The sequence below is a fragment of the Streptomyces uncialis genome, assembly GCF_001905345.1.
Classification (GTDB): Bacteria; Actinomycetota; Actinomycetes; order Streptomycetales; family Streptomycetaceae; genus Streptomyces; species Streptomyces uncialis.
In genome coordinates, this window is record NZ_LFBV01000006.1 from 36,908 (window position 1) to 61,305 (window position 24,398).

Genomic DNA, 24,398 nt, shown 5'->3' on the forward strand with positions numbered 1-24,398 from the left:
CGCGCCCGGCCGGGCACCGCGCCGGGCCCACCAGGGGGAGGCGAGGGGCCGGTGGGTGCGAAGACCGTGCGGGCGGAACCGGACGACGGACCCGGGGACCGGCGGCGCGAACAACACGGGTGGTACGTCTACGACTGGGCGTGCTCGGTCTACTCGACGACGGTCCTCACGGTGTTCCTGGGCCCCTATCTGACAGAGATCGCCAAGGCCGCCGCCGACAGCGACGGCTATGTGCATCCGCTGGGCATCCCGGTGCGCGCGGGATCGTTCTTCGCCTACTCCGTGTCCCTGTCCGTGGTCGCCGCGATCCTGGTGATGCCGCTCGCGGGAGCCGCCGCCGACCGCTCGGGACGCCGCAAGCCCCTGCTCGCGGTGTCCGCCTATGTGGGGGCCGCCGCCACGACCTGCATGTTCTTCCTCGAAGGCGACCGCTATCTTCTCGGCGGACTCCTGCTGATCGTGGCCAACGCCGCGCTCGCCGTGTCGATGGTCCTGTACAACTCGTACCTCCCGGTGATCGCCGGGCCCGAGGAGCGCGACACGGTCTCCTCACGCGGCTGGGCCTTCGGCTACGCCTCCGGCGCGCTGGTCCTGGTGGCCGATCTGATCCTGTTCACCCAGCACGACCGGTTCGGGGTGACGGAGAGCACGGCGGTGCGGATCTGTCTGGCGACGGCGGGTCTGTGGTGGGGCGCCTTCACCCTCGTCCCGCTGCGCCGTCTGCGTGACCGGCGGCGGCCCGCCGCCGGCGCGGGAACCGCCCTCAAGGGCTGGCGGCAGCTGGCGGCGACGATCCGGGACATGCGCCGCTATCCGCTCACCCTGGCGTTCCTGCTGGCGTACCTCGTCTACAACGACGGGGTGCAGACCGTGATCACCCAGGCGTCGGTGTACGGCTCCGAGGAACTCGGACTCGAACAGTCGACGCTGATCGTCGCGGTCCTGCTGGTCCAGGTGCTCGCGGTGGCGGGCGCGCTCGGGATGGGCCGGCTGGCCCGTACGCACGGGGCGCGCCGCACGATCCTCGGGTCCCTGGTCGTCTGGACGCTGCTGCTGGCGGCGGGGTACTTCCTGCCCGCCGGGCGGGCCGTGTGGTTCTTCGCCCTGGCCGCCGGGATCGGCCTGGTCCTGGGCGGCACCCAGGCCCTGTCCCGGTCGCTGTTCTCGCATCTGGTGCCGCCGGGCAAGGAGGCCGAGTACTTCTCGGCGTACGAGCTGAGCGACCGGGGGATGTCCTGGCTGGGGCCGCTGCTGTTCGGTCTGACGTATCAGCTGACCGGGAGCTACCGGGACGCGATCCTGTCGCTCGTGGCGTTCTTCGCGCTCGGTTTCGTCCTGCTCGCCCGGGTGCCCGTACGGCGCGCGATCCAGGACGCGGGCAATCCCGTACCGGAACGGATTTAGCGCCTGCGGGCAAAGGGCGGTAGTGTACGCCTTTGGCCTGCCAGGCGTACCGTTACTGCGCGCGAAACCAGCCTCAACGCTGGGTGACATCTCACGCCAGGTGTGACAAACCGGGCGTCGGTGGGTATTGCATTGGTCAACAAGGCTGCGGCTACGACGGCGACGCAGGACCCGGAACGGGAATCTTTACCGCCGACCGGACGTTGACCGGATGACGACGACAGCGACACCTGTCCTGTGGGCGACAAGCCCGGGAGGCACGATTCATGAGTGAGCGAGCTCTTCGCGGCACGCGCCTCGTGGTGACCAGCTACGAGACGGACCGCGGCATCGACTTGGCTCCGCGCCAGGCCGTGGAGTACGCATGCGAGAAGGGCCATCGATTCGAGATGCCCTTCTCGGTAGAGGCGGAGATCCCGCCGGAGTGGGAGTGCAAGGTCTGCGGGGCCCAGGCACTCCTCGTGGACGGCGACGGCCCTGAGGAGAAGAAGGCGAAGCCCGCGCGCACGCATTGGGACATGCTGATGGAGAGGCGCACCCGAGAGGAACTCGAAGAGGTCCTTGAGGAGCGGCTCGCCGTCCTTCGCTCCGGGGCGATGAACATCGCCGTACATCCGCGGGACAGCCGCAAGTCCGCCTGACCCTTACGGGGAAGGTCGGCAGAGAGCTTCAAGAGCCGCGGGCGGGTGCCATATCAGGTGTGGCACCCGCCCGCGGCTCTTGAGCTGTCCCCGGGCCCCTTCGGCGGCCCATCTGTGCAGATACGGGTACTGCCCCGTGCCGTTCAGCGGCACGGGGCAGTACCCGTATCTGCACAGATGCGTGAAGCCGGTGTCAGGGGCCCGCGGTCACGGCGTCAGCGGAGGGTTCTGACCCGGGTTCGGGTCCCTGCGGGGGTCGGCCTTGTCGTGGATGACCTCGCCCGGGACGACCTTGCCGTCCGGACGGCGCATCCGGGCCTGCTGGAAGGCGTCCCCCAGGGTGCCCGGGGAAGCGGCCCGCATCCTGCGCTCCAGCGCCCGCTCACCGCGGCGGCTCACCGCCTTCCGGACCGGGGGCACGAGCAGCAGCAGCCCCAGCGCGTCCGTGACGAGCCCGGGGATGATCAGCAGCAGACCGGCGAGCATCACCAGTCCGTTGCCCTCGCCGGAACGGCCGCCTTCCGGCGGCATCACACCGCTCTGGGCCTGCTGGACCGCCTCGCTCAGATTCTTGAAGGCCCGGCGCCCGGCGGCCTTGATCACCACGCCGCCGAGCACGATCGCGCCGACGAGCAGCAGGAAGACGGTGAACCCGCCCGCCGCGTCCGCGACCAGGGTCAGCAGCCAGATCTCCAGCACGAGCCAGGCCACCAGGGCCAGCGGAAGAAACCTCCGGACCTTGGAGGGCCGGGGGCGGGTCGGGTACGGCGGGTTCGGTGCACCGGTCGTCATACGTCCAGTGTGCCTGGCCGCACATCGGTGCGGGATAAAGCGATGCGGTCAACAATCCTGCGCGGGGCGGACTCAGGGTCCGACGCACCGCCGTACGGACGGCGGGGCGGCCCGCCTCAGCGGTCCTGGGCGCCCGAGGAGTGCCGCTCGGCCGGGGCGGAGGCGGCGGACGAGGAAGAGGCGTCCACGGAGCTCTTCGCGGCGGACGGGGCACCGGAGGGGCCTGCCGGGGCGGATCCGTCGGACGCTCCGGCGGGGCCGTGGGACCTCAGCTTGCCGAAGCGCTCCGCGACCCCCCAGGAGGTGACCCGCCACAGGGCCTCGACCAGGATGTCCTTGCTCATCTTGGAGTCGCCGTGCACCCGCTCCACGAAGGTGATCGGGACCTCGACCACATGGAAGCCCGCCTTGACGGCACGCCGGGCCAGGTCGACCTGGAAGCAGTAGCCCTGCGAGGCGACCTCGGCCAGTCCGAGCCCTTCGAGGGTCTCGCGCCGGAACGCGCGGTAACCGCCGGTCACATCGCGGATCGGGACGTCCAGCAGCAGCCGGGAGTACGTGCTGCCGCCCCGGGAGATGAACTCACGGGACTTGGGCCAGTTCACGACGCGCCCGCCCGGCACCCAGCGGGAGCCGAGGACGAGGTCGGCGCCCTTCAGCGCGGTAAGCAGCCGGGGCAGTTCCTCGGGCTGGTGGGAGCCGTCGGCGTCCATCTCGACGAGGACCCCGTAGCCGTTCTCGATGCCCCAGCGGAAGCCCGCGAGATAGGCGGCGCCGAGCCCTTCCTTGCCCTTGCGGTGCAGGACCTGGACGTGGTCGTCCTGGGCGGCCAGCTCGTCGGCGAGCTTGCCGGTGCCGTCAGGGCTGTTGTCGTCGGCGACGAGGACGTGCGCCTCGGGCACCGACTCCCGGACCCGGCCGACGATCGACTTGATGTTCTCGGCCTCGTTGTAGGTCGGGATGATCACCAAGGCCGTACCGAGCGGGCCGAACCGCCGCTCTTCGGCACCGGCCGAGGAGATCTCGTCGCCGTCGTTCACAGGAGCCCCTTCGTGCAGGTCGTACGCAGATGACCACCATAGTGGGCGCGGCCTGCGTGGCAGCGCCGCGACGGGCCCGTACGGGCACACGCTTGGTGACGGTGCCGTGGGGCTGCGGATCGGGCCCGGCGCCCTTCGGTCCGGCCCGGGACCCGCTGGCTGCGGATCGACCGGGGCCGTTGTCTACTGAGCTGCCGGGCCCACCCGGGTCACAACCGGCCCCGGGCTCCAGTGGAGCAAGGGGGGACCCCCGACCGGCCGGAACGTTCCCTCGCCCCCGAGGCGCGGGAACTGGGCCTGGCTCCCAGCGGTGCGGCACCGGTCGTGGCGCCGTACCCCTGACCCAGCGGCGTTCGACGACTGCGTGGACGTTCGCCGGTCGGACGTCCTGTGGTGGACCCGGCCGAACCTACCCGGCATCGGCGGCTCCGTGTCAACAGCCCTCCCACCTGGGTCGTTTCCAGGAACCAGCAGGTCAGCGAGGAGACCCGCAGGTCGGGTGCGGCGGTACGGCACCCCCGGCCGGGTGCGCGCCACCCCGGCACATCACTCGTTAGGCCGCACGAAGACCGTGCGGCCGCCGACCACGGTGCGCAGACAGACGGGGAGTTCGGCGCCCGGGGAGAGGTCGGGCAGTCCCGGGGTGCCGGAGCGCGGGTCGGTGGACCAGCGGGCCACCCGGTCGTCGGGCGCCTGGACGAGCAGGGCCCCGGTACGCCACAGAGCGTAATCGGCGGGGGCGCCGGGGACGAGGATCCCGGCGTCATCCCGCCCGACGGCCCGCCAGCCGCCCCGGGTGTGGGCGGCGAACGCGGCCCGTACGGAGACCCCGTGCCCGGGGGTGCGGTGGAAGGCCGCCGCGCGGACGGCCGCCCAGGGGCCGAGCGGGGTGACCGGGCTGTCGGAGCCGAAGGCCAGCGGGACACCGGTGCGCAGCAGCGCGGCGAACGGATTGAGGGTGCGGGCCCGTTCGGTGCCGAGGCGGCGCGCGTACATGCCCTCGTCGCCGCCCCACAGGGTGTCGAAGAGCGGCTGGACGGAGGCGGTGAGGCCGAGTTCGGCGAAGGCGGCGATCGTCTCGGGGGTGAGCATCTCCGCGTGCTCGACCCGGTGGCGGGCGGCGCGGATCCGGGCGAGCCCGAGCTTCTCGGAGGCGGCGCGTACCCCCTCGACGACGGCGGTGACAGCGGCGTCGCCGATGGCGTGGAATCCGGCCTGGAGGCCCGCCTCGGTACAGACGACGACATGGGTGGTGATGTCGGCGGCGTCGAGGTATGCGGCGCCGGTGTGCGGGGCGTCGGCGTACGACTCACGCAGACACGCCGTGTGGGAGCCGAGGGAGCCGTCCACGAAGAGGTCGCCCGCGGCGCCGACGGCGCCGAGCGCGCGCACCCGTTCGGCGTCCTTGGGGCCGGTGAGGCGTTCGCCCCAGTAGCCGACGACCCGGGGGCCGGGTTCCGTTTCCGCGAGGCGCAGCAGGTCCGTCAGGTCGTCCTCGCCGGAGATGTCCGGGCCCGCGCACTCGTGGACGGAGCCGATCCCGAGGGAGGCCGCGTGGCGCAGGGCGGCGCGCTGGGCCTCGGCGCGCTGGGCGGGGGTCACGGCGCCGTAGGCGGCGGCGCGCACCGCGTGGTGGGCGTCGCGGGTCAGCGGGGCGTCGGCGTCGTAGCCGTCGCGGGCGGTGACACCGGGGACGAGGTCGAGCAGGGCGGTGGTGGCCGCGGCGGAGTGGACGTCGATCCGGGAGAGGTAGAGGGGGCGGCCACCGGTGGCGGTGTCCAGTTCGGTGCGGGACGGGGGCCGGGTGTCGGGCCAGCGGGAGGCGTCCCAGCCGTGTCCGAGCAGGACCGGGTCGCGGGGGCGGGCCGCGGCGTGCGCGCGGACCTGTTCCAGGGCGGCCTCCCTGGTGGCGGCGCCGCTCAGGTCGAGTCCGGTGCGGGTCAGCCCGGTGGACGTGGTGTGGACATGCGCGTCGGTGAAGGCCGGGGTGACGAGGGCGCCCGCCAGATCGACGGTCTCGTCGGCGGTCGCGGCGAAGGCGTCGGCCGCGCCCTCGGAGCCGACCCAGGCGATCCGGCCGTGGGAGACCACCATGGCGGTGGCGAAGGGGTCGGCGGGTGAGTGGATCTCTCCCCCGCGCAGAAGGACGGTTCCCTGGTCCTGGCCCTGGTCCGTCCCGGGGGCTGTGCGCTGGCTCATGCCCCCAGTGTCCTCGCCCCCGGGTCCGTCCTCGTCCCGGGGTTCGCGCGGCGGGCGGTACCGGCCGGCGGCCCGGGATCAGATGACGCGGGGCGGGCGGGACTCGTAGGGGGTCGACAAGACGACGGTGGTGCGGGTGGAGACCCCGGCGAGGCCGCGGAGCCTGCTGAGGAGGTGTTCGAGTTCCCTCGGGGTGGCCACCCGGACCTTGAGGATGTAGTTCTCGTCGCCCGCGACGCTGTGGCACGCCTCGATCTCCGGAACGCCCGCGAGGCGCTCCGCGATGTCGTCCGGCGCGCTGGGATCGAAGGGTTTCACCGAGATGAACGCGGTGAGCGGCAGACCGACGGCCTCCGGGTCGACGACCGCCGCGTAGCCGCGGATCACTCCGCGCTGCTCCAGTCGGCGTACCCGCTGATGCACGGCCGAGGTGGACAGGCCCGTGGCCTTGCCCAGGTCGGTGTAGCTCATGCGCCCGTCCTTGACGAGCAGCTCGACGATCTGACGATCCAGCTCCTCCATGGCGGAAACCTACAGCTCCGATGATCGCCCGGGGGACCGGAACGGCATTCGGCTCCGTTCCGAGACCATTCGGTGACGCGCGGGGCGCACACGACCCTTCGCACGCCCCGCCGGACACCATCTATGTGACGAACGCCACAGCCCTATGGGGGGGTCCAGGACCTTGGGGTGATTATCGCCCTGACCGGACGGGAAATGCTTGCTGTGGCCGAGGACACAGCGCCCGGCCCACCCATCGAGGGGGAGAGTTCCCAATATGCAGAGTGTGAAGCGTCCAGGCCGCCCCGCGCGTGCCAAGCAGCAGCCCGTCGTCGAGTCCGCGCCGGAGGGCGTCGAACCCGGTGACGACGAGTTCGACGAGTACGACACGTTCGAGATGTACCGGGTGATCTGCCCGGACTGCGCCCAGCCCATCGCGCTGCTGGCCGACGAGGACACCCTCCCGGAGCACGCGCGGTGCCCCACCCCGTGGAACCCGTTCGGCCTCCAGGTCTGCGCCGGTACGGGCCGGCTCGCCACCGGTACCCGGCCCGCCGACGAGACCCGTGAGGTCCAGGAGCAGGACACCGCCCTGCTGCTGACACTCCCCCAGGGCCTCGACTGGCGCACCCAGCCCTTCTCGCACGTCGGCGGCCCCGGGTCGCGGCCGATGCGGGTCCCCCAGATGCGGCGCGACGCGGCCTGAGCGCCCCGCACCCCGTACCCCCGCACCACCCCCACCCCGTATCTCCCGCGCGCCGGTCGTCACCCGGCGTCCGTGTCCCGGACGCCCGGTCAGCCGTCCCGCGCGCGACCCCCCTTCACCGAGCCGCCGCCGCGTCGGCGGTGTCCTGACCGTGCCGCAGCGCGGGCACGGCACGGCCCTCGCCCGCCCGGTGGTGACAGCGCGTCAGGTCCGTCAGGGCCGGTGGCCGACCGGCCGACTACCGGTCGGCCGCGGCGAAACCCGGGGTGACGGCCGCGCTCAGGCGCCGTCGAACTCCCGGACCTCACGGACCTCCGCGGTGATCGTGAGGTGGTCGTCATGGGCCGCGAGGAACCGGCGGACCCACTCGACGGCCTCGGCCCGGTCCCCGGCCTGGATCATCGAGTAGCCGAGGATGGCGTCACCGCCGCCGAAGGGGCCTTCGGTGTCGGTGAGTCCACCGCCGGACCAGACGACCCGCACGCCCTCGGCGGTCGGGGCGAGACCGGCGGTGTCGAGCATCACGCCCGCCTTGGAGATCTCTTCGAACAGCGTGCCCATCCGCTCCGCGAAGGCGGGTGAGCGGGGTGCGGCGGCGGCGGTCTCGTCGAGCTGGATCAGGGTCAGGAATCGGGGCATGGAAAGGCTCCTCCACGAAAGGGCGGGACTCTCCCGCCTCTGCCTCTACGTCGAACGGAGGGCGCCCGGATCGACAGACCGGGGGAAAGTCGTCCCGTTCCGGCAGGAGGGCGCGTGTCCGTTCACGGGGATCGAACTCACGCGCACCCGGGCCCGAGGGTGACCCGCGCGGGGGTCGCCGCGTTCGCCGGGTATGACCTCGACCCTTCCCGGTCCGGGCAGGCTGCGCCGCGTCCTGTTCTCCGCGCCCGAAGAATCGGTTCCGCTGTCGGCGCCCCGGCAGCGGGGACCCGAGCAGTCCGGCCCCCCGCCACGGCACCCGTATCCGGTGCGCGCCACGCCCGCGCCGCCGGGCCCGGCCCCGGAGCCGTCGCCCCGGCCCGATCCGCCCCTCTACCACGAGCTGCTGGCCCAGTGGACGGAACGGGGACGGACGCTGCCCGGCCACCCGGACCCGGAGTGGGACCGGCTGACGGCCCCGCTGGTGCGGCCCGGTGAGTTCGGCGGGACGGGGGCCGCGGGGGCACCGCGCGGCGGCGGCCGGTGAAGGGCTCCGCGGACGGCTTCGGTGGTGGGTGCGGGGTTCCGGGCACCGCGTCGGCGGCCGGTGCGGGCGTTCCTCGGACCGCGTCGGTGGCCGGTAGGGGCGTTCCGCGGCACGCCGGGGTGTTCCGGGGGCCGTATCCGGCCGCCGGTGGTGGAGCAGCGGCTCTCAGCGGCTCTCCGGGCCCGCCAGGTGCCGGGCGATGACCATCCGCTGGATCTGGTTGGTGCCCTCGACGATCTGGAGGACCTTCGCCTCCCGCATGTACCGCTCCACGGGGAAGTCGGCGGTGTAGCCGTAGCCGCCGAGCACCTGGACCGCGTCGGTGGTGACCTTCATCGCGGTGTCGGTGCACATCAGTTTGGCCATCGCGGCCTCCTTGGCGAACGGCAGCCCCGCGTCACGCAGCCGGGCCGCCGCGAGGTAGAGCGCCCGGCCCGCCGCGATCTGGGTCGCCATGTCCGCGAGCAGGAAGCGCAGTCCCTGGAAGTCGGCGACGGGACGGCCGAACTGGCGCCGTCCGGTGGCGTACTCGACCGCCCCGTCCAGCGCCGCCTGGGCCACCCCGATCGCGCAGGCGGCGATGCCGAGCCGGCCGGAGTCCAGGGCGGCGAGGGCGATCGTGAAGCCCTGGCCCTCCTCGCCGAGACGGCGGGAGTCGGGGACCCGGACCCCGTCGAAGTGGACCTGCGCGGTCGGGGAGCCCTTCATCCCCATCTTCCGCTCGGGCACCGCGGCGCTCAGGCCCGGCGCGTCCCCGGGCACCAGATACGCGGTGATGCCCCGGGCGCCCGGACCGCCGGAGCGGGCGAGCACGGTGTAGAAGTCGGCGATCCCGCCATGGGTGATCCACGCCTTGGTGCCGGTGAGCACCCAGTCGTCACCGTCCCGCACGGCCTTGGTCCGCAGGGAGGCCGCGTCCGAGCCCGCGGCGGGCTCCGAGAGGCAGTAGGCGCCCAGCAGGCCCCCGCCCAGCATCGCGGGCAGCAGTTCGGCGCGCTGCTCCTTGGTCCCGAAGCCCGCGAGGGCGTGACAGGCGAGGGTGTGGACGCTGGCCCCGAGACCGACGGTCAGCCGGACGGCGGCGAGTTCCTCCAGGACCTGGAGATAGACCTCGTAGGGCTGGTCACCGCCGCCGTACGCGGAGTCGTAGGGCAGTGCGAGCAGTCCTGACCGGGAGAGCAGGGTGAAGACCTCACGGGGGAAGCGGCCCGCCTCCTCCTCGTCGGCCGCCGTCGGGGCGATCTCACGCCGGGCGAGTTCGCGGACGAGCGCGAACAGCTCCCGGGCCTCGTCCGTGGGGGCGATCCGGTCCACGGGCTGCGGGGCGTGGTCGGGCATCTGCGGTCCTCCCTGTCGGGCTGATCGGGGACGACCGCACTAGGGTGTGGCGGCGCCTCCGGTGGGTCCGCGGCATCGTTCCGGCGCCAGGCGCACGGTCCGTCCCCGGAGATACGGCACTGCCCGGCCGATGGTGCCCTTCCGGATCACGGAGGGGCGCTGACCAGCGACTGTGGCGCGTCGAGTATGCCCGATCGGAGGCAGTTCGTCACGGGTGCGCGATCACCTGGCACCACCACGGAAATTGGTCCGCACCATTGACCCCACTGGTCTAGTCCTCCTACTGTTCCCTGCGAACGCCCCACGCGTTCATGCCAAGAGGAACAACCGCGTTGTCCCACAAGGCCATTGTGGTGCTCCGCGCGGCCTCCACGGCTTGCCCCCCACCGTTCTCCTCCCCCACGAGGTGACCACCGCATGTCCGCACCACACCGTCCCCGAGGCCGCTTCCGGGCGCTCGTCTCCACCGTCTGCTGCGCCGTGCTCGGCGCCGGACTGCTCGCCGGGGCCACGACCGGCGCCAGCGCGAGCGCCGAGGACACCACCGCCACGACCCAGGCCGCGGCGGGCTCGAAGGTCATCGGCTACTTCCCCGAATGGGGCGTGTACGGCCGGAACTACCACGTCAAGAACATCCAGACGTCCGGCTCCGCCGCGAAGCTGACCCACATCAACTACGGATTCGGCAATGTCCAGGGCGGCCGCTGCACCATGGGTGACGCGTACGCCGCGACGGACAAGGCGTACCCCGCCGCCGGTTCCGTGGACGGCGTCGCCGACACCTGGGACCAGCCGCTGCGCGGCAACTTCAACCAGCTCAAGAAGCTGAAGGCGAAGAACCCGAACCTCAAGGTGCTGTGGTCCTTCGGCGGCTGGACCTGGTCCGCCGGGTTCACCCAGGCCGCGCAGAACCCGGCCGCGTTCGCCCAGTCCTGCTACGACCTGCTCAACGACCCGCGCTGGACAGGGGTCTTCGACGGGATCGACATCGACTGGGAGTACCCCAACGCCTGCGGTGCCGGCTGTGACACCAGCGGACACGCCGCGTACCGGAACCTGATGCAGGCGCTGCGCGCCAAGTTCGGCTCCACCAAGCTGATCTCCTCCGCGATCCCGGCCGACGCGTCGGCGGGCGGCAAGATCGACGCCGCCGACTACGCGGGCGCCGCGCAGTACGTCGACTGGTACAACCCGATGACGTACGACTACTTCGGCACCTGGTCCGCCAAGGGCCCGACCGCCCCGCACTCGCCGCTGAAGAGCTACCCGGGCATCCCGAAGGCCGAGTTCCACTCGGACGCGACGATCAAGAAGCTGAAGAACCTCGGCATCCCGTCGAACAAGCTGCTCCTGGGCGTCGGCTTCTACGGCCGCGGCTGGACCGGCGTCACCCAGTCCGCGCCCGGCGGCACCGCCACCGGCCCGGCCCCGGGCACGTACGAGCAGGGCATCGACGACTACAAGGTGCTCAAGACGAAGTGCCCGGCCACCGGTACGGTCGGCGGCACCGCGTACGCCAAGTGCGGCAACGAGTGGTGGAGTTACGACACCCCCGCCACCCTCGCCACCAAGATGGCCTACAAGAACGAGCAGGCTCTCGCCGGCACGTTCATCTGGGACCTGAGCGGTGACACCGCGAACGGTGAGCTGATCAAGGCGATCAACTAGCCTTCGCGGAAACCGGGGCGGCGGCCCCGGCGCACGAACCAGCATCACAACGGTGGAGGGGCGGGACCCGGTCGCGGGTCCCGCCCCTCCACCGTGTGCGTGGACTTCTCCGGTACGTGGACCGCTCCGGTACGTGGAACCTACGCGGGCCGCACGCGCGGGGGCGCCGGGCAGGACGGTTCCAGCTCCTCGATGGTGCGCAAGGTGCTGCCGAGCAGTCTGACCAGCAGCTCACGGACGGTGTCGCGGGGCGGTCCGTCCCGGCCGATCCAGTCGAGGGTGACGCCCTCCACGCTCCACTGCCAGCCCAGGATCGCGAGCCGGGCGAGCCGCGGGATGTCCCGGCGGCCGTAGGCGCCCTCCGCGATGGTGTCGACGATCGCCTCGCGCACCCCGTCCCGGATCGCCTGCACCTCGGCGTCGAAGCCGACCCCGCCGCTGACGATGGTGCGGTACGCGGCCTGGTTCTGCTCCGCGTAGCGCAGATAGCCGTCGATGGTCCGCTCGACACGGGCCCGGCCCGGCAGTTCGGTGCCGCTCGCCGCCCGGGAGACCAGCTCGGCGACGGCGTCCTCCACGATGGCCAGGTAGTAGCCGCGCTTGGACGTGAAGTAGTAGTAGATCAGCCCCTTGGCGACATGGGCCTGACGTGCGATGTCGTCCATCGACAGGGCGTCGTAGGACGTGTCGGCGAACAACTTCCGCCCGATCTCGATGAGTTCGGCCCGGCGGGCGTGGGAACGGTCCGTGCCGCGCGGGCGGGGCCGCTCGGGGTCGGGAGACCGGGAACCGCTGACGCCCTGCTGCTGGCTGGTATCCAAATGGGGCCTTTGTCTGCTGGCTGGCGACGAAACACCGGCAGTATGGCAGAACGGAACGCTCCGCAACGGGCGTCCGGGAGACCTTCCCCCGCCACACCGGACAGCACCGGCCACATCGGTCCCACGCGACGGCATCCGTCCCACCCGGCCCGGCCGCATCGGTCACGGCGCCCGGCCCGGAGGGACCGGGCCCGGCTCACATCAGGCCGAGGCGGGTGACGAGCATCGCGATCACCACGACCAGGGTCCAGCCGAGGACGTGTTCGAGGACGCGGGGGCCGTCGGTGCGCGGGCCACCCGTGCGGGCGGCGGCGCGGCGGGTCTGGAATGCGGTCGCGTTCATGGGGTCTCGCTTCGTCGAGCGGAGGGAAATGTCCCCGAATGGTCGCGCCACTGTGCCACCCGCACCGGGGATCGCGATAGGACGCCGGTCACGTCCCCGCCGGGCCCCGGTGCCGGAGGGCGCGCGGGGCGCGTCGGGCGCCCGGGGGCGTGCGACCGGCGCGCGTGGGCGCCGGTTCACTCCCACGGGTGGTACCTGGCCGGTTCCCGGGCCAACGATCTCCACGCGCCGGTCGTCCTCCTCCCAGGGGGATGAACCGGCCCGGCCGACCACCGGGCGCCGCCGTTCCCGCGACCACCGACGACAGCGTGCACGGAGGGGATCTCGATGAGCTCGCACCACACGTCCCGCCGCCGACCCCGGCTCGCCCTGGCCACCGCGATCACCGCGCTGGCGGCCCTGGCCGGGCCCGCCGCCCAGGCCGACCCCGCGGGCCGTCCGACCTCGCCCCAGGCAGCGCCCCCGGCGACGGCTCCCACGCCGGGCGCCCCGGGAGCGGGCGATCCGCTGTTCCCGCTCGACGGGAACGGCGGCTACCGGATCAGCCGCTACTCCCTGGACTTCGACTGGCAGGCCCCGCGGACCGCGTTCCCGGCGAGCGCCACGATCACCGCCCGCACCACCCAGGCCCTGTCCCGCTTCAACCTCGACTTCGCCGGGAACACGCTGCGCTCGGTCACGGTGGACGGCGCCGAGGCCCGGACCACCCGCGACGGCGACGAGCTGGTCATCACCCCGGCCCGCCCCCTCGACAAGGGCAGCCGCTTCACGGTGGTGGTCCACTGGACCGCCGACCCGACCCAGATACGCCACCGGACCGACGCCATCGAGGACTACGGCTGGATCCCCACCCCGGACGGCACGGTGGTGTACCCGCAGCCCAACGGCGCCCGCATGCTCTTCCCCGCCGACGACCACCCGAGCCGCCGCGCGCCCGTCACCTTCCGGATCACCACCCCGCCGGGGATCCAGGCCGTCGCGGGCGGCCGGCTCACCGAACGCGCCGAGCGGCCCGACGGCCGGGTCCGGTGGACCTACGACTCCGGGCAGCCGGTCGCCGCGCAGCTCGTCCAGCTCGCGATCGGCCGGTTCACCTTCGTGGAGAGCGAGGGGCCGCGCGGGCTGCCGATCCGGGACGTGGTCCCCGACGCGCTGGTCGCGCCCACCGAGCGCTACCGGGCCCTGACGCCCACGCATCTGGCCTGGCTGGAGGAGCGCCTCGGCGCCTATCCGTTCGACCGGTACGGAATCCTCGTCGGTGACACCGGTCTCGGGGTCGCCCTGGAGACCCAGACCCTGTCCCTGGCGCCCAAGGCCGATCTGCTCGGGAACCAGGTCGACGCCGAGCGCAATCTGGTGCACGAACTGGCGCATCAGTGGCTGGGAAACAGCAACGGCATCCGCGAGTGGTCCGATCTGTGGCTGAGCGAGGGGCACGCCCGCTTCTACGAGCGGCTGTACTCCGAGGAGCACGGCGGGACCTCGCTGGAGGCGTCGATGAGGACGGCGTACGAGCAGCACGACCAGTGGCGGCGCGACTTCGGCGCGCCCGCCGAGCCGACCGAACCGAACCTCTTCAAGCGGATGCGCTACGACGGCTCCGCGCTGGTCTTCTACGCGCTGCGCCAGGAGGTCGGTGACCGGATGTTCCGGAAGATCGAGAAGGAGTGGGCCAAGCGCTACCAGGGCAAGGTGACCGGGAGCCGCGAGTACTTCGCGCTGGCCTCCGAGGTGACCGGGCGGGACATGGACGCGTTCCTGCGGCCGTGGGCGTACGGGCCGAAGACACCGCCGATGCCGGGGCACCCGGACTGGGTGGTCCGGCCGGCCATCCGGTGACCGCGCGGGCGACGGCTCAGCCGATCCCGGCGGCGGCCAGGGCCCGGCGCTGCCGCTCGTCCGGTTCGGCCGGGAAGTACAGGTAGCACACCCCGCCGGAACCGCCGACGGCCTTGCCCGCCGCGTTGTACCGCCGGGTCCGCAGCCAGACGTTCTCCCATTCGCGTCGGCGGTAGACCCGGCGGACCTCGGCGTTCGACGGGGAGGACGGGTCGTTGGCGATCACATCGCCGTCCGCGGTGAAGCCGACGACCGTCATCAGATGCCCGGCGGTGCCGTACCCGGCGCCGGTCAGCTCCTCGGCCCGGAAGGACTGCGAGGTGATCACCGGGAGCCCGGCCGCGATCAGGCCCTCCAGCTCGGTGAGCGTGGCCAGCCGGGTGACGACCGCCTGGAGACCGGGGTGACTCGCCGCGTAGGCCGCGTTGAACGGCCAGTTCCCGCAGCCCCGGTACGTGTGGTCGTACGTGGCGCGCGCCGCGTGGCACACCTGCGGATCGGCGTACGCGGGGTCCACCCAGGCCAGGTCCTCCGGCGCCGGGCGGTGCCCCCAGTACTCGACCACCATCTGCGAGGACGTGGGGCTGCACCAGGCCTCGCCCCCGTTGTCGTACTCCGGGTACTGACCGATGTGGGTGTTCTGCGAGTAGCGGGGCACCGCGAGTTCCCGCGCGGTCGCCGGGACGGAGGCGGGCACGGTGAAACGGTCCGGGATGTCGGAGCCCATCAGATGCAGCCGGTGCACCCTCGGGGTGAGCGCGGTACCGGCCCGCCGGTGCAGGGTGAGCCGCGCGCGGCAGGCGGTCAGCCGCAGTCCCGAGGCGGGATCACCGATCGCGAGGGTGTCGGTCAGGACCGCGCTGCGGCCGTCGCCCTGGCCGTCGGCCGAGGCCCGCCGGATGTCCTGGTCGCCCGAGGCCCAGTCGCCGAGCGAGTACCAGGGGGTCAGGGTGCCGTCGGAGTAGGTGCCGCGTACCTCGGTCCGCAGCCAGGTCCCGGCCGGGGTGTGCGCGTTCCAGGAGACGACGGCCTCCGTCGAGGGCACGGCGAGCGGCTGCTCGGGGCCGGTCCACACCGCGTGTTCCCAGGTCACCGCCCGTCCGGAGACCGGGTCGGCACGCTGGACGCGGCCCGCCGCTGCGGCGATCGCCAGATACGGGCGGGCCCCGGCGACGGTACGGGTGCCCTCGGCGGCGCCCTGCTCCCAGTCGGCGTACGAGGCCCAGGCGTGATTGGCGACCCCCCGGCCGCCGGCCCGGCCCGCCGGGAGGGCGGAGCCGCTGGCGGGACCCGCCGAGCCGCCCGCGGTGACGGCGACGGCCGCCGAGCAGACGGCCGTCAGCAGTGCGCGGCGGGAGGTCCCCGCTGATCCGGTCATGGACGGCTGCTCCCGGTCGGCGGGCCCGCGGTGGAGCGGCGGGCGGGGCGATGGCGACCGGCATCCGCCGGTCCGCCGTGGGGACACTATGTCCGCCGGACCGGCCCCGGCCAGCACCTCCGCCCCCGCCACGCCCACCGGACCCCGCCCGGACCAGCCGTACGAGCCGCACGGGAGACCCCGCCCGGACCAGCCGCACGTGAGGCCCGGGGGCGGCCCCCTACCCTGGGAAGGGTGACCGGAACCACCCCGCCCGCACCACACGCCCCAGCCGCCCCGCCGCCGGGGCTCGCCGGGGAACTCGCCCTGCTGCCGCCGTCCTGCGGGCCGGTCCGGCTGATCGCGGTCGACGGCCACGCGGGCTCGGGCAAGACGACCTTCGCCGCCGCCCTCGCCGCCGCGCTGGGCGGTGCTCCCGTGCTGCATCTGGACGACATCGCCACCCACGAGGAACTCTTCGGCTGGACGGACCGGCTGCTGAGCCAGGTCGTGGCACCACTGCGGGACGGGCGGCCCGCGCGCTACACACCGTACGACTGGACCGCCCGCGAGTTCGGTCCGCCGCGGCTGCTGCCCCCGGCCCCGGTGGTGCTGGTCGAGGGGGTCGGCGCGGGACGGCTGGCGCTGCGCCCGTATCTGGCCCGGGTGCTGTGGATGGAGTTCGAGCCGGACGCGGCCTGGGAGCGGGGACGGCTGCGGGACGGTCCCGCCCAGCGCGCGTTCTGGCGCGGGTGGGTCGCGGCCGAGCGACGGCACTTCGCACAGGACCCTTCGCGCCCCTACGCCACCCAGCTGATCCAGCAGGGACAGAAGGGGTACGTGGTGTCTCCTGGGCCCGCCGCGCCGCGTGGGACGCGGGAATCGCCCGTTCCGTGACCGAGGGTGAAGTCCGGCAGGGAGGCTGAGAAGCGCCCGGAAAGTGGTTTTCGTCAGTGCTTCAACTCCGCTTGACCAGTGGGCCGTACACGTCCTACGTTCTCAATGTGCGGCCTTTCGGGTCGCCCGCAGTCGCGAGGCCCCCGGTTGTTCCCCCGTGACCGGGGGCCTCGTTCTGCCCGTCACGCCCCGCTTCGCCCCTTCGGTCCGTCCCGGTACGGCGTCGCCCGCTCACCCTCGGTCACCGCCGGGTATCCGTCCGGTCCCCGTGCCGGATACCGGACTTCGCGGAACCGGCATTGCGGGCACCCGTAGGCCCAGCCTGATCGCGCGGGTACGATGCGTGCGGTGCGGCCAACGGACACTGCTCACCGCACCGCGTCAACTCCCGTGCCCGGCTATGCGGTTCCGAGGGGCGGGACGGGGGGAGAACACGGACTGAACCGACGAGCAGCGGCAGGGCACACCATCGGGGGCAGGGCTTGTGGGGGACGTGATGGACTTCGGCACCCAGGGCACACCGGCCCCGGCGGATCTCGCCTGGCTGCGCGGGGTGGACGCCTACACCATGGGCGCGTATCCGCAGGCGGAGGAGGAGTTCCGGGCCTCCGTGCGGATGGACCCCGGCATGTCCGACGGCTGGCTGGGGCTGCACGCGCTGCGGGTGGACACCACGACCGCGCTGCTGCGTATGTACCAGCACCGCGACCGCTTCGGTGAACAGCGCTCCCGCCACCGGCGGACCCTCAACTCCTGGTACTGGCTCGGCTGGTGGGTCCAGCCGGTCCTGGAACGGCCCCGCGATCTGCTGCTCGCGCACGCGTCGCACTGGCTCGACGGACGCCATGTCCCCGAACTGGACCGGGCGTTGGCGGGGCTGCCGCCCGTGGACACCGACCCCCAGGTCCGCTTCCTGCACGCCTGCCGTTCCTATCTCGTCAAGGACTGGGAGCAGCTGGTCCGCCACACGGACTCGCTGCTGGAGGACCAGCTGCTGGGGATCGAGGCGGGGCTCTTCGGCGGTATGGCCCGCGTCCGGCTGGAGATGTTCGGCCACGCGGAACCCCTGCTGGCGGCGGCCTTGATGCGATGTCGCAGCGAACAGCCACAGCGCAAGGAACTGCGGTACTGGCTGGCCCGCGCGCACGAGGGCACCGGGCGCAGCGCGGCGGCACTCCCCCTGTACCGGGCGGTGCACCGGGTCGATCCCGCGTTCATGGACACCTCTGCCCGGCTGGCCGCGATCTCCGAGGGCGACGGGTACGACGAGGCGATGGACCTCGGCGCGGTGGCGCTGCCCGGTTTCGGGCCGGACGCCACGGACGGGGTGGACCCGCTGTTCGACGCCGAGGGACGTGACCTCAAGGTCAGCGAACCGGCGCCGCCGGGTGGCGGGGCGCCCGGTCCGGGGGACATCGTCCGTGAGAAGGCAGCCGGTCCCACGCAGCACCGGCAGCCGGCCGGGCCGGCCGGACCGGCCGGCCCCCCGGTGACCGCCGATCCGGCGCTGCTCGCCGACGCGCTCGCGGAGCTGGAGCGGATGGTCGGGCTGGAGCCGGTGAAACGCCAGGTCAAGGCGCTGTCCGCACAGCTCAACATGGCGCGGCTGCGGGCGGGTCAGGGCCTGCCCGTGCAGCCCCCGAAGCGGCACTTCGTCTTCTCCGGCCCCTCCGGCACCGGCAAGACGACGGTCGCCCGAATACTGGGCCGGGTCTTCTACGCCCTCGGGCTGCTCGGCGGTGACCATCTGGTCGAGGCGCAGCGCGCGGACCTGGTCGGCGAGTATCTGGGCCAGACGGCGGTGAAGGCGAACGAGCTGATCGACTCCGCCATCGGCGGGGTGCTGTTCCTGGACGAGGCGTACGCGCTGTCCAACTCGGGGTACGGCAAGGGGGACGCGTACGGGGACGAGGCCCTCCAGGTGCTGCTGAAGCGCGCCGAGGACAATCGCGACCATCTGGTGGTGATCCTCGCGGGCTATCCCGAGGGCATGGACCGGCTGCTCGCCGCCAACCCCGGACTGTCGTCACGTTTCACCACGCGGGTGGACTTCCCGTCGTACCGGCCGCTCGAACTCACCGCGATCGGTGAGGTGCTCGCCGCGGAGAACGGGGACGCGTGGGACGAGGAGGCCGTGGACGAGCTGCGCTCGATCAGCGGCCATGTGGTGGACCAGGGGTGGATCGACGAACTGGGCAACGGCCGGTTCCTGCGGACGCTGTACGAGAAGAGCTGTGCGTACCGGGATCTGCGGTTGTCCGGCTACACGAGTACGCCGGGCCGGGACGATCTGGCGACCCTGCGGCTGCCGGATCTGATGCAGGCGTACGGCGAGGTGCTGTCGGGCCGCAGCCCCACCGACCCCCGCGCCACCTAGGCCGGGGGCGGCGGAGCGGGGACCGGGGAACGGAGACCGGGCCGACAGCCGGGCCGGAACCGGAAGCGACGGCACCGGTCCCGTGTCCGGCATCCGGGGCCCCGAGGTCCCGGGCCCCGAGGTCCCGGGCCCCGGCATCCGGGCTACCGGCTACCGGCTACCGGCTACCGGCTACCGGCTACCGGCTACCGGCTACCGGCTACCGGGGAGGGTGTCACCCGCCGCGGAGGTGTGCCGGGTCCCGGGACTCGCCGACCAGGAGGGCGAGGACGTCCTCCAGGGCGATCACCCCCAGCGCCCGGCCCGACGCGTCCGCCACCTCCGCGAGATGCGCGGACGCGCGTCTCAGCGCGGCGAGTGCCTCGTCCAGCGGCAGTCCGGCCGGCAGGGTCGTCATCGGACGCCACAGCCGCCGGGGCAGGGGCCGTTCCCTCTCCGCCGGTCCCATCAGGTCCAGGACGTCCTTCACATGGACGTAGCCCAGGAGGGGACCGTCCCCGGCGCAGACCGGGAAGCGGGAGTAGCCGGTCCGCCCGGTCAGCTCCACGATCCGCGCGGGGGTGACCCGCGGACCGACCGTGACCAGCGAGGACCGGCGCAGCAGGACGTCGGTCACCGGGCGGGAGCCCAGCGACAGCGCGTCCCCGAGGCGTTGGCGTTCCCGGGGGCCGAGCAGTCCGGCGCGGCCCGCGTCACCGACCAGCCGCCCCAGTTGCTCGCTGGTGAAGACCGCCTCGATCTCGTCCCGGGGCTCGACCCGGAAGACGGCGAGGACCAGCCGGGCGCACACCCCGAGCGCACCGGTCACCGGCCCGCACAGCCGGGCGAAGGCGACCAGGGCGGGACCGAGCCGCAGCGCGGTCCGTTCGGGGTCCGCGAGCGCCAGGTTCTTCGGCACCATCTCCCCGATGACGAGATGGAGGACGACCACGAGGGCCAGCGCGATGGCGTAGCCGAGCGGATGGACCAGGCCCTCGGGGACCCGGGCCCCGGCGAAGACGGGTTCCAGCAGCCGGGCGACGGTGGGTTCGGCGATCGCGCCGAGGGTCAGCGAGCAGACGGTGATGCCGAGTTGGGCGGCGGCCAGTATCTCCGGCAGATGCGCGAGCCCGTACAGGACCTGGCGGGCCCGCGGGGTGCGCAGCGGCTCGATCTGGCTGCGGCGGACCGACACCAGTGCGAACTCGGCGCCCACGAAGAAGCCGTTGGCGAGGACCAGCAGTCCGGCGAAGAGCAGATGCAGCAGGCTCATCGGGCCGCCTCCGGGGTCCACGCGGCGGTGCCGGTCGCGGTCGCCGGGCGTCCGGCGGCCACGCGCGCGCGGCGGTCCCGGGCGGTCGGGAGGTCCTGGGCCGCCGGGTGGTCCGGAACTGCCGGTATACGGATGAGGCGTACCCGGTCCGCCCGGTTGCGGGTGACCCGGCGCACCGACAGCCGCCAGCCGGGGAGTTCGGCGTGGTCGCCCGGTACGGGGACCCGGCCGAGCAGCTCGGCGACCAGTCCGGCGACCGTCTCGTAGGGGCCGTCGGGGGCGTCGAGTCCGATCGGGCGCAGGGCGGCGACCCGGCAGCGGCCGTCGGCGTCCCACGCGGGGCGGCCCTCGTCGGGGGCGGCGGCGGTGAGCCGGGGCGGCGGGGGGCCGTCGTGCTCGTCGCGGACCTCTCCGACGAGTTCCTCGACGATGTCCTCCAGGGTGACGACCCCGGCGGTGCCCCCGTACTCGTCCACGACGACCGCCAGCGGCCGGCCGTCGCGCAGGATCTCCAGCAGCGACTGGACCCCGGCGGTGCCCGGGACCAGCAGGGGCGGTCCGGCGATCCGGCCTACGGGGGTGCGCAGCCGGTCGGCGGCGGACAGCGCGAGGGCGTCCTTCAGCTGGACCACACCGGCGATCTCGTCGATACGGTCGCGGTAGACGGGGAACCGGGAGAGTCCGGTGGCCCGGGTCAGATTGACGACGTCCTCGGCGGTCGCGGTCACATGCAGCGCGCTGACATGGACCCGGGGCGTCATGATGTGCTGCGCGGTGAGGGAGCCGAGCGCGACCGAGCGGACGAAGAGCTCGGCCGTGTCCTGTTCGAGGGCTCCGGCGCGGGCGGAGTGCCGGGCGAGGAAGACCAGCTCACCGGGGGTGCGGGCGGAGGCGAGCACTTCGGCGGGCTCGACACCGACGAGCCGGACGAGCCGGTTGGCGACGGCGTTCAGCGCGGCGATCACCGGCCGGAAGACCCGGGCGAACGCGTGCTGGGGGCCGGCGGCGAACCGGGCGACCTGGAGGGGCCGGGAGACCGCCCAGTTCTTGGGGACGAGTTCCCCGATCACCATCTGGGTGACGGTGGCGAGAAGCATCCCGACGACGACGGAGATCCCGGAGACGGCGGGGCCGGACAGCCCGAGCGCGGTGAGCGGTGCGGTGAGCAGCCGGGCGAGCGCGGGTTCGGCGAGCATGCCGACGACCAGCGAGGTGAGGGTGATGCCGAGCTGGGTGCCGGAGAGCTGGAAGGACAGCTCCCCCAGGGAGCGCACGACGGTACGGGCGCGGCGGTCACCGGCGGCGGCGGCCCGTTCGGCGTCGGGGCGGTCGACGGTGACAAGGCCGAACTCGGCGGCGACGAAGAAGCCGTTGGCGAGGATCAGCAGGAACGCGGCTCCGAGGAGCAGCAGCGGGACGTTCATGCCACCGCCTCCGCAGGGACACGGAGCGGGTCCGGGTCCGGGGAGGGGGTGGCGCAGGTACTACAGGACGGTCCGTCCATCGCCGGAGGGGGTCACTCCTCGGGTGGGGGGAGCCCCGGCGCGGTCCGGGCGGGCCGGCGCGGGGGCGGGGTCCCGGAAGGGGCACCCCGCCCACAGCGTAGTCACGGTCCGGTCACCCTGCGTAGACCTTGTCAGCCTCGCGCGGCGGTGCCGTGCGTCTGGACGAGGGCGCGCAGGGCGCGGGCGTCCGTGATGGCGCGTTCCCGGGAGACGCCGGGCTGGATGCCCATCGCGGCGAGGCTGGTGCCGTCGCTGAGGTCGAGGAAGACCCAGGGGTCACCGGGGCGCAGATTGACCTGGAGGATCTGTGCCCACTCCAGCCGCCGGGAGGAGGCGACGTTGACGACGGTGAGGCCGGTGTCGTCGGCGACGATCTTCGGCCGGCCGAGCAGGGCCAGTCCGGCGAGGCAGAGCGCTCCGGTGAAGATGAAACTGCTGCGCTCCCCCGGGCTCAGCTGCGGCAGGACGAACGAGATCACCGTGAGCAGGACGAGGATCGCCACGCCCGCGGTGATCAGGATGATCCGGACGAGGGAGGGCCGGAAGGTCACCGGGAGCGCGGGCGGCGGGGGCGTGCCCTGTGCGGCCGGGGAGGGGGTGCCGGGCGCCGGGGTGTCGGACATGGTGTGGGGCCTCTCAGAGACGGCAGGCGTGGATGGCCGTGGTGAGGATGGCCCGCGCCCCGATGTCGTAGAGGTCGTCCATGATCCGCTGGGCTTCCTTGGCGGGGACCATCGCGCGGACGGCGACCCAGCCCTCGTTGTGCAGCGGCGACACGGTCGGGGACTCCAGACCGGGGGTGAGGGCGACGGCCTGCTCCAGGTGTTCGGCGCGGCAGTCGTAGTCCATCATCACGTAGGTGCGGGCCACCAGGACGCCCTGGAGGCGGCGGAGGAACTGGCCCGCCTTGGCCTCGTCGGCGGCGGCCCCGGTGCGGCGGATCACGATGGCCTCGGAGGTCATGATCGGCTCGCCGAAGACCTCCAGGCCCGCGTTGCGCAGCGAGGTGCCGGTCTCCACGACATCGGCGATGACCTGGGCGACCCCGAGTTCGATCGCGGTCTCGACGGCGCCGTCGAGGTGGACGACGGACGCGTCGACCCCGTGGTCCGCGAGGTGCTTGGCGACGATGCCCTCGTAGGAGGTGGCGACGGTGAGTCCGGAGAGGTCCTCGATGGCGCTCGCGGTGCCGGGCTTGCCGGCGAAGCGGAAGGTGGAGCGGGCGAAGCCGAGCGGCAGGATCTCCTCGGCGTCGGCGCCGGAGTCGATCAGCAGATCGCGGCCGGTGATCCCGATGTCGAGCCGCCCGGAGGAGACGTAGATCGCGATGTCCCGGGGGCGCAGATAGAAGAACTCGACCTCGTTGTCCGGGTCGACGATGACGAGTTCCTTGGACTCGCGCCGCTGCTGGTAGCCGGCCTCATGGAGCATCGCCGACGCAGGTCCGGACAGTGAACCCTTGTTGGGGACGGCGATGCGCAGCATGAGGCCAGTTCCTTCGCGTGAGGCACGCGGATGATCGCGTGCGGGTGAATCCGAAAGGCGCGGACGTGCGGGTACGGGGCCCGGCGAAAGGGCCGGTCACCACCGGCCGCGGGGTCGCGGGCGGTGGTGCGCGGGGTGGTGGAGCGCAGGCGCGGTCGCGGCGTGCGCTCTACAGATGGGCGTACACGTCGTCGAGGGAGATCCCGCGCGCGACCATCATCACCTGGACGTGGTACAGCAGCTGCGAGATCTCCTCGGCGGCGGCTTCCTTGCCCTCGTACTCGGCTGCCATCCACACCTCGGCGGCCTCCTCGACGACCTTCTTGCCGATGGCGTGGACGCCCTTGTCGACCAGTTCGGCGGTGCGTGAGGTGGCGGGGTCGCCGTGGGCGGCCTTCTGCTGGAGCTCCGTGAAGAGCTCCTCGAACGTCTTCTTGGACATGGTGCGGAACATTCTACGGGACCGGGGGGTGCCCCCGGCCCGGCAGGGTCACCGCCAGGGTTCGGCGACGGTACGCAGGGTGGTGGCCGTCGCGACGGCGGCGGTGACCGCCTCGTGTCCCTTGTCCTCGCGGGACCCCTCGATCCCCGCGCGGTCGAGTGCCTGCTCCTCGGTGTCGCAGGTCAGGACGCCGAAGCCGATGGGGACCCCGGAGTCGACGGCGACCTGGGTGAGGCCCTGGGTGACGCCCTGGCACACGTACTCGAAGTGGGGGGTGCCGCCGCGGATGACGACGCCGAGGGCGACGATCGCGTCGTAGCCGCGGCCCGCGAGGACCTTCGCGACGACGGGAAGTTCGAAGCTGCCGGGCACCCGCAGCAGGGTCGGCTCGTCGATGCCGAGTTCACGCAGGGCGCGCAGGGCGCCGTCGACCAGACCGTCCATGACCTTGTCGTGCCACTGGGCCGCGATCACGGCGACCCGCAGGTCCCCGCAGTTCTTCACGGTCAGTTCGGGTGCGCCCTTGCCGCTCACGTGCTGCTCCTGGTGCTGGGTTGCGGACGGCCGACCGGGTGGGTCCGGGGGCCGGTGGTGCGGTGGTGCGG

General features: G+C 73.0%; 23 protein-coding genes. 8 read left to right on the forward strand and 15 right to left on the reverse strand.

What is annotated here, in order from left to right; genetic code table 11:
• The first annotated feature begins 51 nt into the window (after positions 1 to 51).
• Both AB852_RS22715 and AB852_RS22720 read left to right on the forward strand, forming a co-directional pair.
• Complete coding sequence (locus AB852_RS22715) at positions 52 to 1,404, forward strand: MFS transporter (protein WP_073791803.1); 1,353 nt, start codon at positions 52 to 54, stop codon at positions 1,402 to 1,404.
• Between the two features lie 266 nt (positions 1,405 to 1,670).
• Positions 1,671 to 2,045: an RNA polymerase-binding protein RbpA gene (locus AB852_RS22720; RefSeq protein ID WP_003977404.1), complete on the forward strand. Its 375-nt coding sequence runs from the start codon at positions 1,671 to 1,673 to the stop codon at positions 2,043 to 2,045.
• A gap of 207 nt (positions 2,046 to 2,252) precedes the next feature.
• Here the strand turns inward: AB852_RS22720 and fxsA are convergent, their stop codons facing one another.
• From fxsA to AB852_RS22740, 4 genes are all read right to left on the reverse strand, one after another.
• A complete protein-coding gene (fxsA, locus tag AB852_RS22725) occupies positions 2,253 to 2,837 on the reverse strand; it encodes an FxsA family membrane protein (protein ID WP_073791806.1) in 585 nt (194 codons plus the stop codon).
• A gap of 116 nt (positions 2,838 to 2,953) precedes the next feature.
• A complete protein-coding gene (locus tag AB852_RS22730) occupies positions 2,954 to 3,877 on the reverse strand; it encodes a polyprenol monophosphomannose synthase (RefSeq protein WP_073791809.1) in 924 nt (307 codons plus the stop codon).
• Positions 3,878 to 4,423: 546 nt separating this feature from the next.
• Positions 4,424 to 6,076, reverse strand: a complete 1,653-nt coding sequence (locus AB852_RS22735; RefSeq protein WP_073791811.1) for an amidohydrolase — start codon at positions 6,074 to 6,076, stop codon at positions 4,424 to 4,426.
• A 78-nt stretch (positions 6,077 to 6,154) separates the two neighbouring features.
• Complete coding sequence (locus tag AB852_RS22740; protein ID WP_073791814.1) at positions 6,155 to 6,598, reverse strand: Lrp/AsnC family transcriptional regulator; 444 nt, start codon at positions 6,596 to 6,598, stop codon at positions 6,155 to 6,157.
• Between the two features lie 256 nt (positions 6,599 to 6,854).
• Between AB852_RS22740 and AB852_RS22745 the strand changes: the two genes are divergently transcribed.
• Positions 6,855 to 7,283 carry a hypothetical protein gene (locus tag AB852_RS22745; RefSeq protein WP_073791817.1) on the forward strand — a complete coding sequence of 143 codons (429 nt, stop codon included), beginning with the start codon at positions 6,855 to 6,857 and terminating at the stop codon, positions 7,281 to 7,283.
• A gap of 279 nt (positions 7,284 to 7,562) precedes the next feature.
• Here AB852_RS22745 and AB852_RS22750 read toward each other — a convergent pair whose 3' ends face one another.
• On the reverse strand, positions 7,563 to 7,922 hold the full coding sequence (locus tag AB852_RS22750; protein WP_073791820.1) for a YciI family protein: 360 nt from the start codon (positions 7,920 to 7,922) through the stop codon (positions 7,563 to 7,565).
• Positions 7,923 to 8,115: 193 nt separating this feature from the next.
• Here AB852_RS22750 and AB852_RS40915 point away from each other — a divergent pair, with 193 nt between their 5' ends.
• Positions 8,116 to 8,469, forward strand: coding sequence for a hypothetical protein (locus AB852_RS40915; protein WP_245876879.1), 354 nt, complete (start codon positions 8,116 to 8,118; stop codon positions 8,467 to 8,469).
• 165 nt (positions 8,470 to 8,634) lie between these two features.
• On the opposite strand, the gene AB852_RS22760 is transcribed toward AB852_RS40915, so the two are convergent.
• A complete protein-coding gene (locus AB852_RS22760) occupies positions 8,635 to 9,807 on the reverse strand; it encodes an acyl-CoA dehydrogenase family protein (protein ID WP_073791822.1) in 1,173 nt (390 codons plus the stop codon).
• 417 nt (positions 9,808 to 10,224) lie between these two features.
• Between AB852_RS22760 and AB852_RS22765 the strand changes: the two genes are divergently transcribed.
• Complete coding sequence (locus tag AB852_RS22765) at positions 10,225 to 11,475, forward strand: glycoside hydrolase family 18 protein (protein ID WP_073791824.1); 1,251 nt, start codon at positions 10,225 to 10,227, stop codon at positions 11,473 to 11,475.
• 140 nt (positions 11,476 to 11,615) lie between these two features.
• Here the strand turns inward: AB852_RS22765 and AB852_RS22770 are convergent, their stop codons facing one another.
• Both AB852_RS22770 and AB852_RS38755 read right to left on the reverse strand, forming a co-directional pair.
• Positions 11,616 to 12,296 (reverse strand): TetR/AcrR family transcriptional regulator, encoded by a 681-nt coding sequence (locus tag AB852_RS22770; protein WP_073791827.1) that lies wholly within the window; start codon positions 12,294 to 12,296, stop codon positions 11,616 to 11,618.
• Positions 12,297 to 12,492: 196 nt separating this feature from the next.
• Positions 12,493 to 12,639 (reverse strand): SCO1431 family membrane protein, encoded by a 147-nt coding sequence (locus tag AB852_RS38755; protein ID WP_107499325.1) that lies wholly within the window; start codon positions 12,637 to 12,639, stop codon positions 12,493 to 12,495.
• Positions 12,640 to 12,966: 327 nt separating this feature from the next.
• On the opposite strand from AB852_RS38755, the gene AB852_RS22775 reads away from it, so the two are divergent.
• The gene (locus AB852_RS22775) at positions 12,967 to 14,478 is read left to right on the forward strand and encodes a M1 family metallopeptidase (protein WP_079184861.1); all 1,512 of its coding nucleotides are present in this window, start codon (positions 12,967 to 12,969) and stop codon (positions 14,476 to 14,478) included.
• A 16-nt stretch (positions 14,479 to 14,494) separates the two neighbouring features.
• Here the strand turns inward: AB852_RS22775 and AB852_RS22780 are convergent, their stop codons facing one another.
• On the reverse strand, positions 14,495 to 15,856 hold the full coding sequence (locus AB852_RS22780; RefSeq protein ID WP_073791829.1) for a C39 family peptidase: 1,362 nt from the start codon (positions 15,854 to 15,856) through the stop codon (positions 14,495 to 14,497).
• A 234-nt stretch (positions 15,857 to 16,090) separates the two neighbouring features.
• Here AB852_RS22780 and AB852_RS22785 point away from each other — a divergent pair, with 234 nt between their 5' ends.
• Together AB852_RS22785 and AB852_RS22790 are read left to right on the forward strand one after the other, a co-directional pair.
• Positions 16,091 to 16,732, forward strand: a complete 642-nt coding sequence (locus AB852_RS22785; protein WP_425444185.1) for a uridine kinase family protein — start codon at positions 16,091 to 16,093, stop codon at positions 16,730 to 16,732.
• Between the two features lie 496 nt (positions 16,733 to 17,228).
• Complete coding sequence (locus AB852_RS22790) at positions 17,229 to 19,109, forward strand: AAA family ATPase (RefSeq protein WP_073791831.1); 1,881 nt, start codon at positions 17,229 to 17,231, stop codon at positions 19,107 to 19,109.
• A 214-nt stretch (positions 19,110 to 19,323) separates the two neighbouring features.
• On the opposite strand, the gene AB852_RS22795 is transcribed toward AB852_RS22790, so the two are convergent.
• The 6 genes from AB852_RS22795 to ribH form a co-directional block, all read right to left on the reverse strand.
• Positions 19,324 to 20,361, reverse strand: a complete 1,038-nt coding sequence (locus tag AB852_RS22795; protein ID WP_073792376.1) for a CNNM domain-containing protein — start codon at positions 20,359 to 20,361, stop codon at positions 19,324 to 19,326.
• Entirely contained in the window at positions 20,358 to 21,785 is a 1,428-nt protein-coding gene (locus tag AB852_RS22800; RefSeq protein ID WP_079184862.1) for a hemolysin family protein, read from the reverse strand. The genes AB852_RS22795 and AB852_RS22800 overlap by 4 nt, the downstream gene beginning before the upstream one ends.
• A gap of 212 nt (positions 21,786 to 21,997) precedes the next feature.
• Positions 21,998 to 22,489: a PH domain-containing protein gene (locus tag AB852_RS22805; RefSeq protein ID WP_073791834.1), complete on the reverse strand. Its 492-nt coding sequence runs from the start codon at positions 22,487 to 22,489 to the stop codon at positions 21,998 to 22,000.
• 13 nt (positions 22,490 to 22,502) lie between these two features.
• Positions 22,503 to 23,351 carry an ATP phosphoribosyltransferase gene (gene hisG / locus AB852_RS22810; RefSeq protein WP_073791837.1) on the reverse strand — a complete coding sequence of 283 codons (849 nt, stop codon included), beginning with the start codon at positions 23,349 to 23,351 and terminating at the stop codon, positions 22,503 to 22,505.
• Between the two features lie 169 nt (positions 23,352 to 23,520).
• Positions 23,521 to 23,793: a phosphoribosyl-ATP diphosphatase gene (locus tag AB852_RS22815; RefSeq protein ID WP_029383007.1), complete on the reverse strand. Its 273-nt coding sequence runs from the start codon at positions 23,791 to 23,793 to the stop codon at positions 23,521 to 23,523.
• Positions 23,794 to 23,841: 48 nt separating this feature from the next.
• Positions 23,842 to 24,327, reverse strand: a complete 486-nt coding sequence (gene ribH / locus AB852_RS22820) for a 6,7-dimethyl-8-ribityllumazine synthase (RefSeq protein ID WP_073791839.1) — start codon at positions 24,325 to 24,327, stop codon at positions 23,842 to 23,844.
• Positions 24,328 to 24,398: the final 71 nt, after the last annotated feature.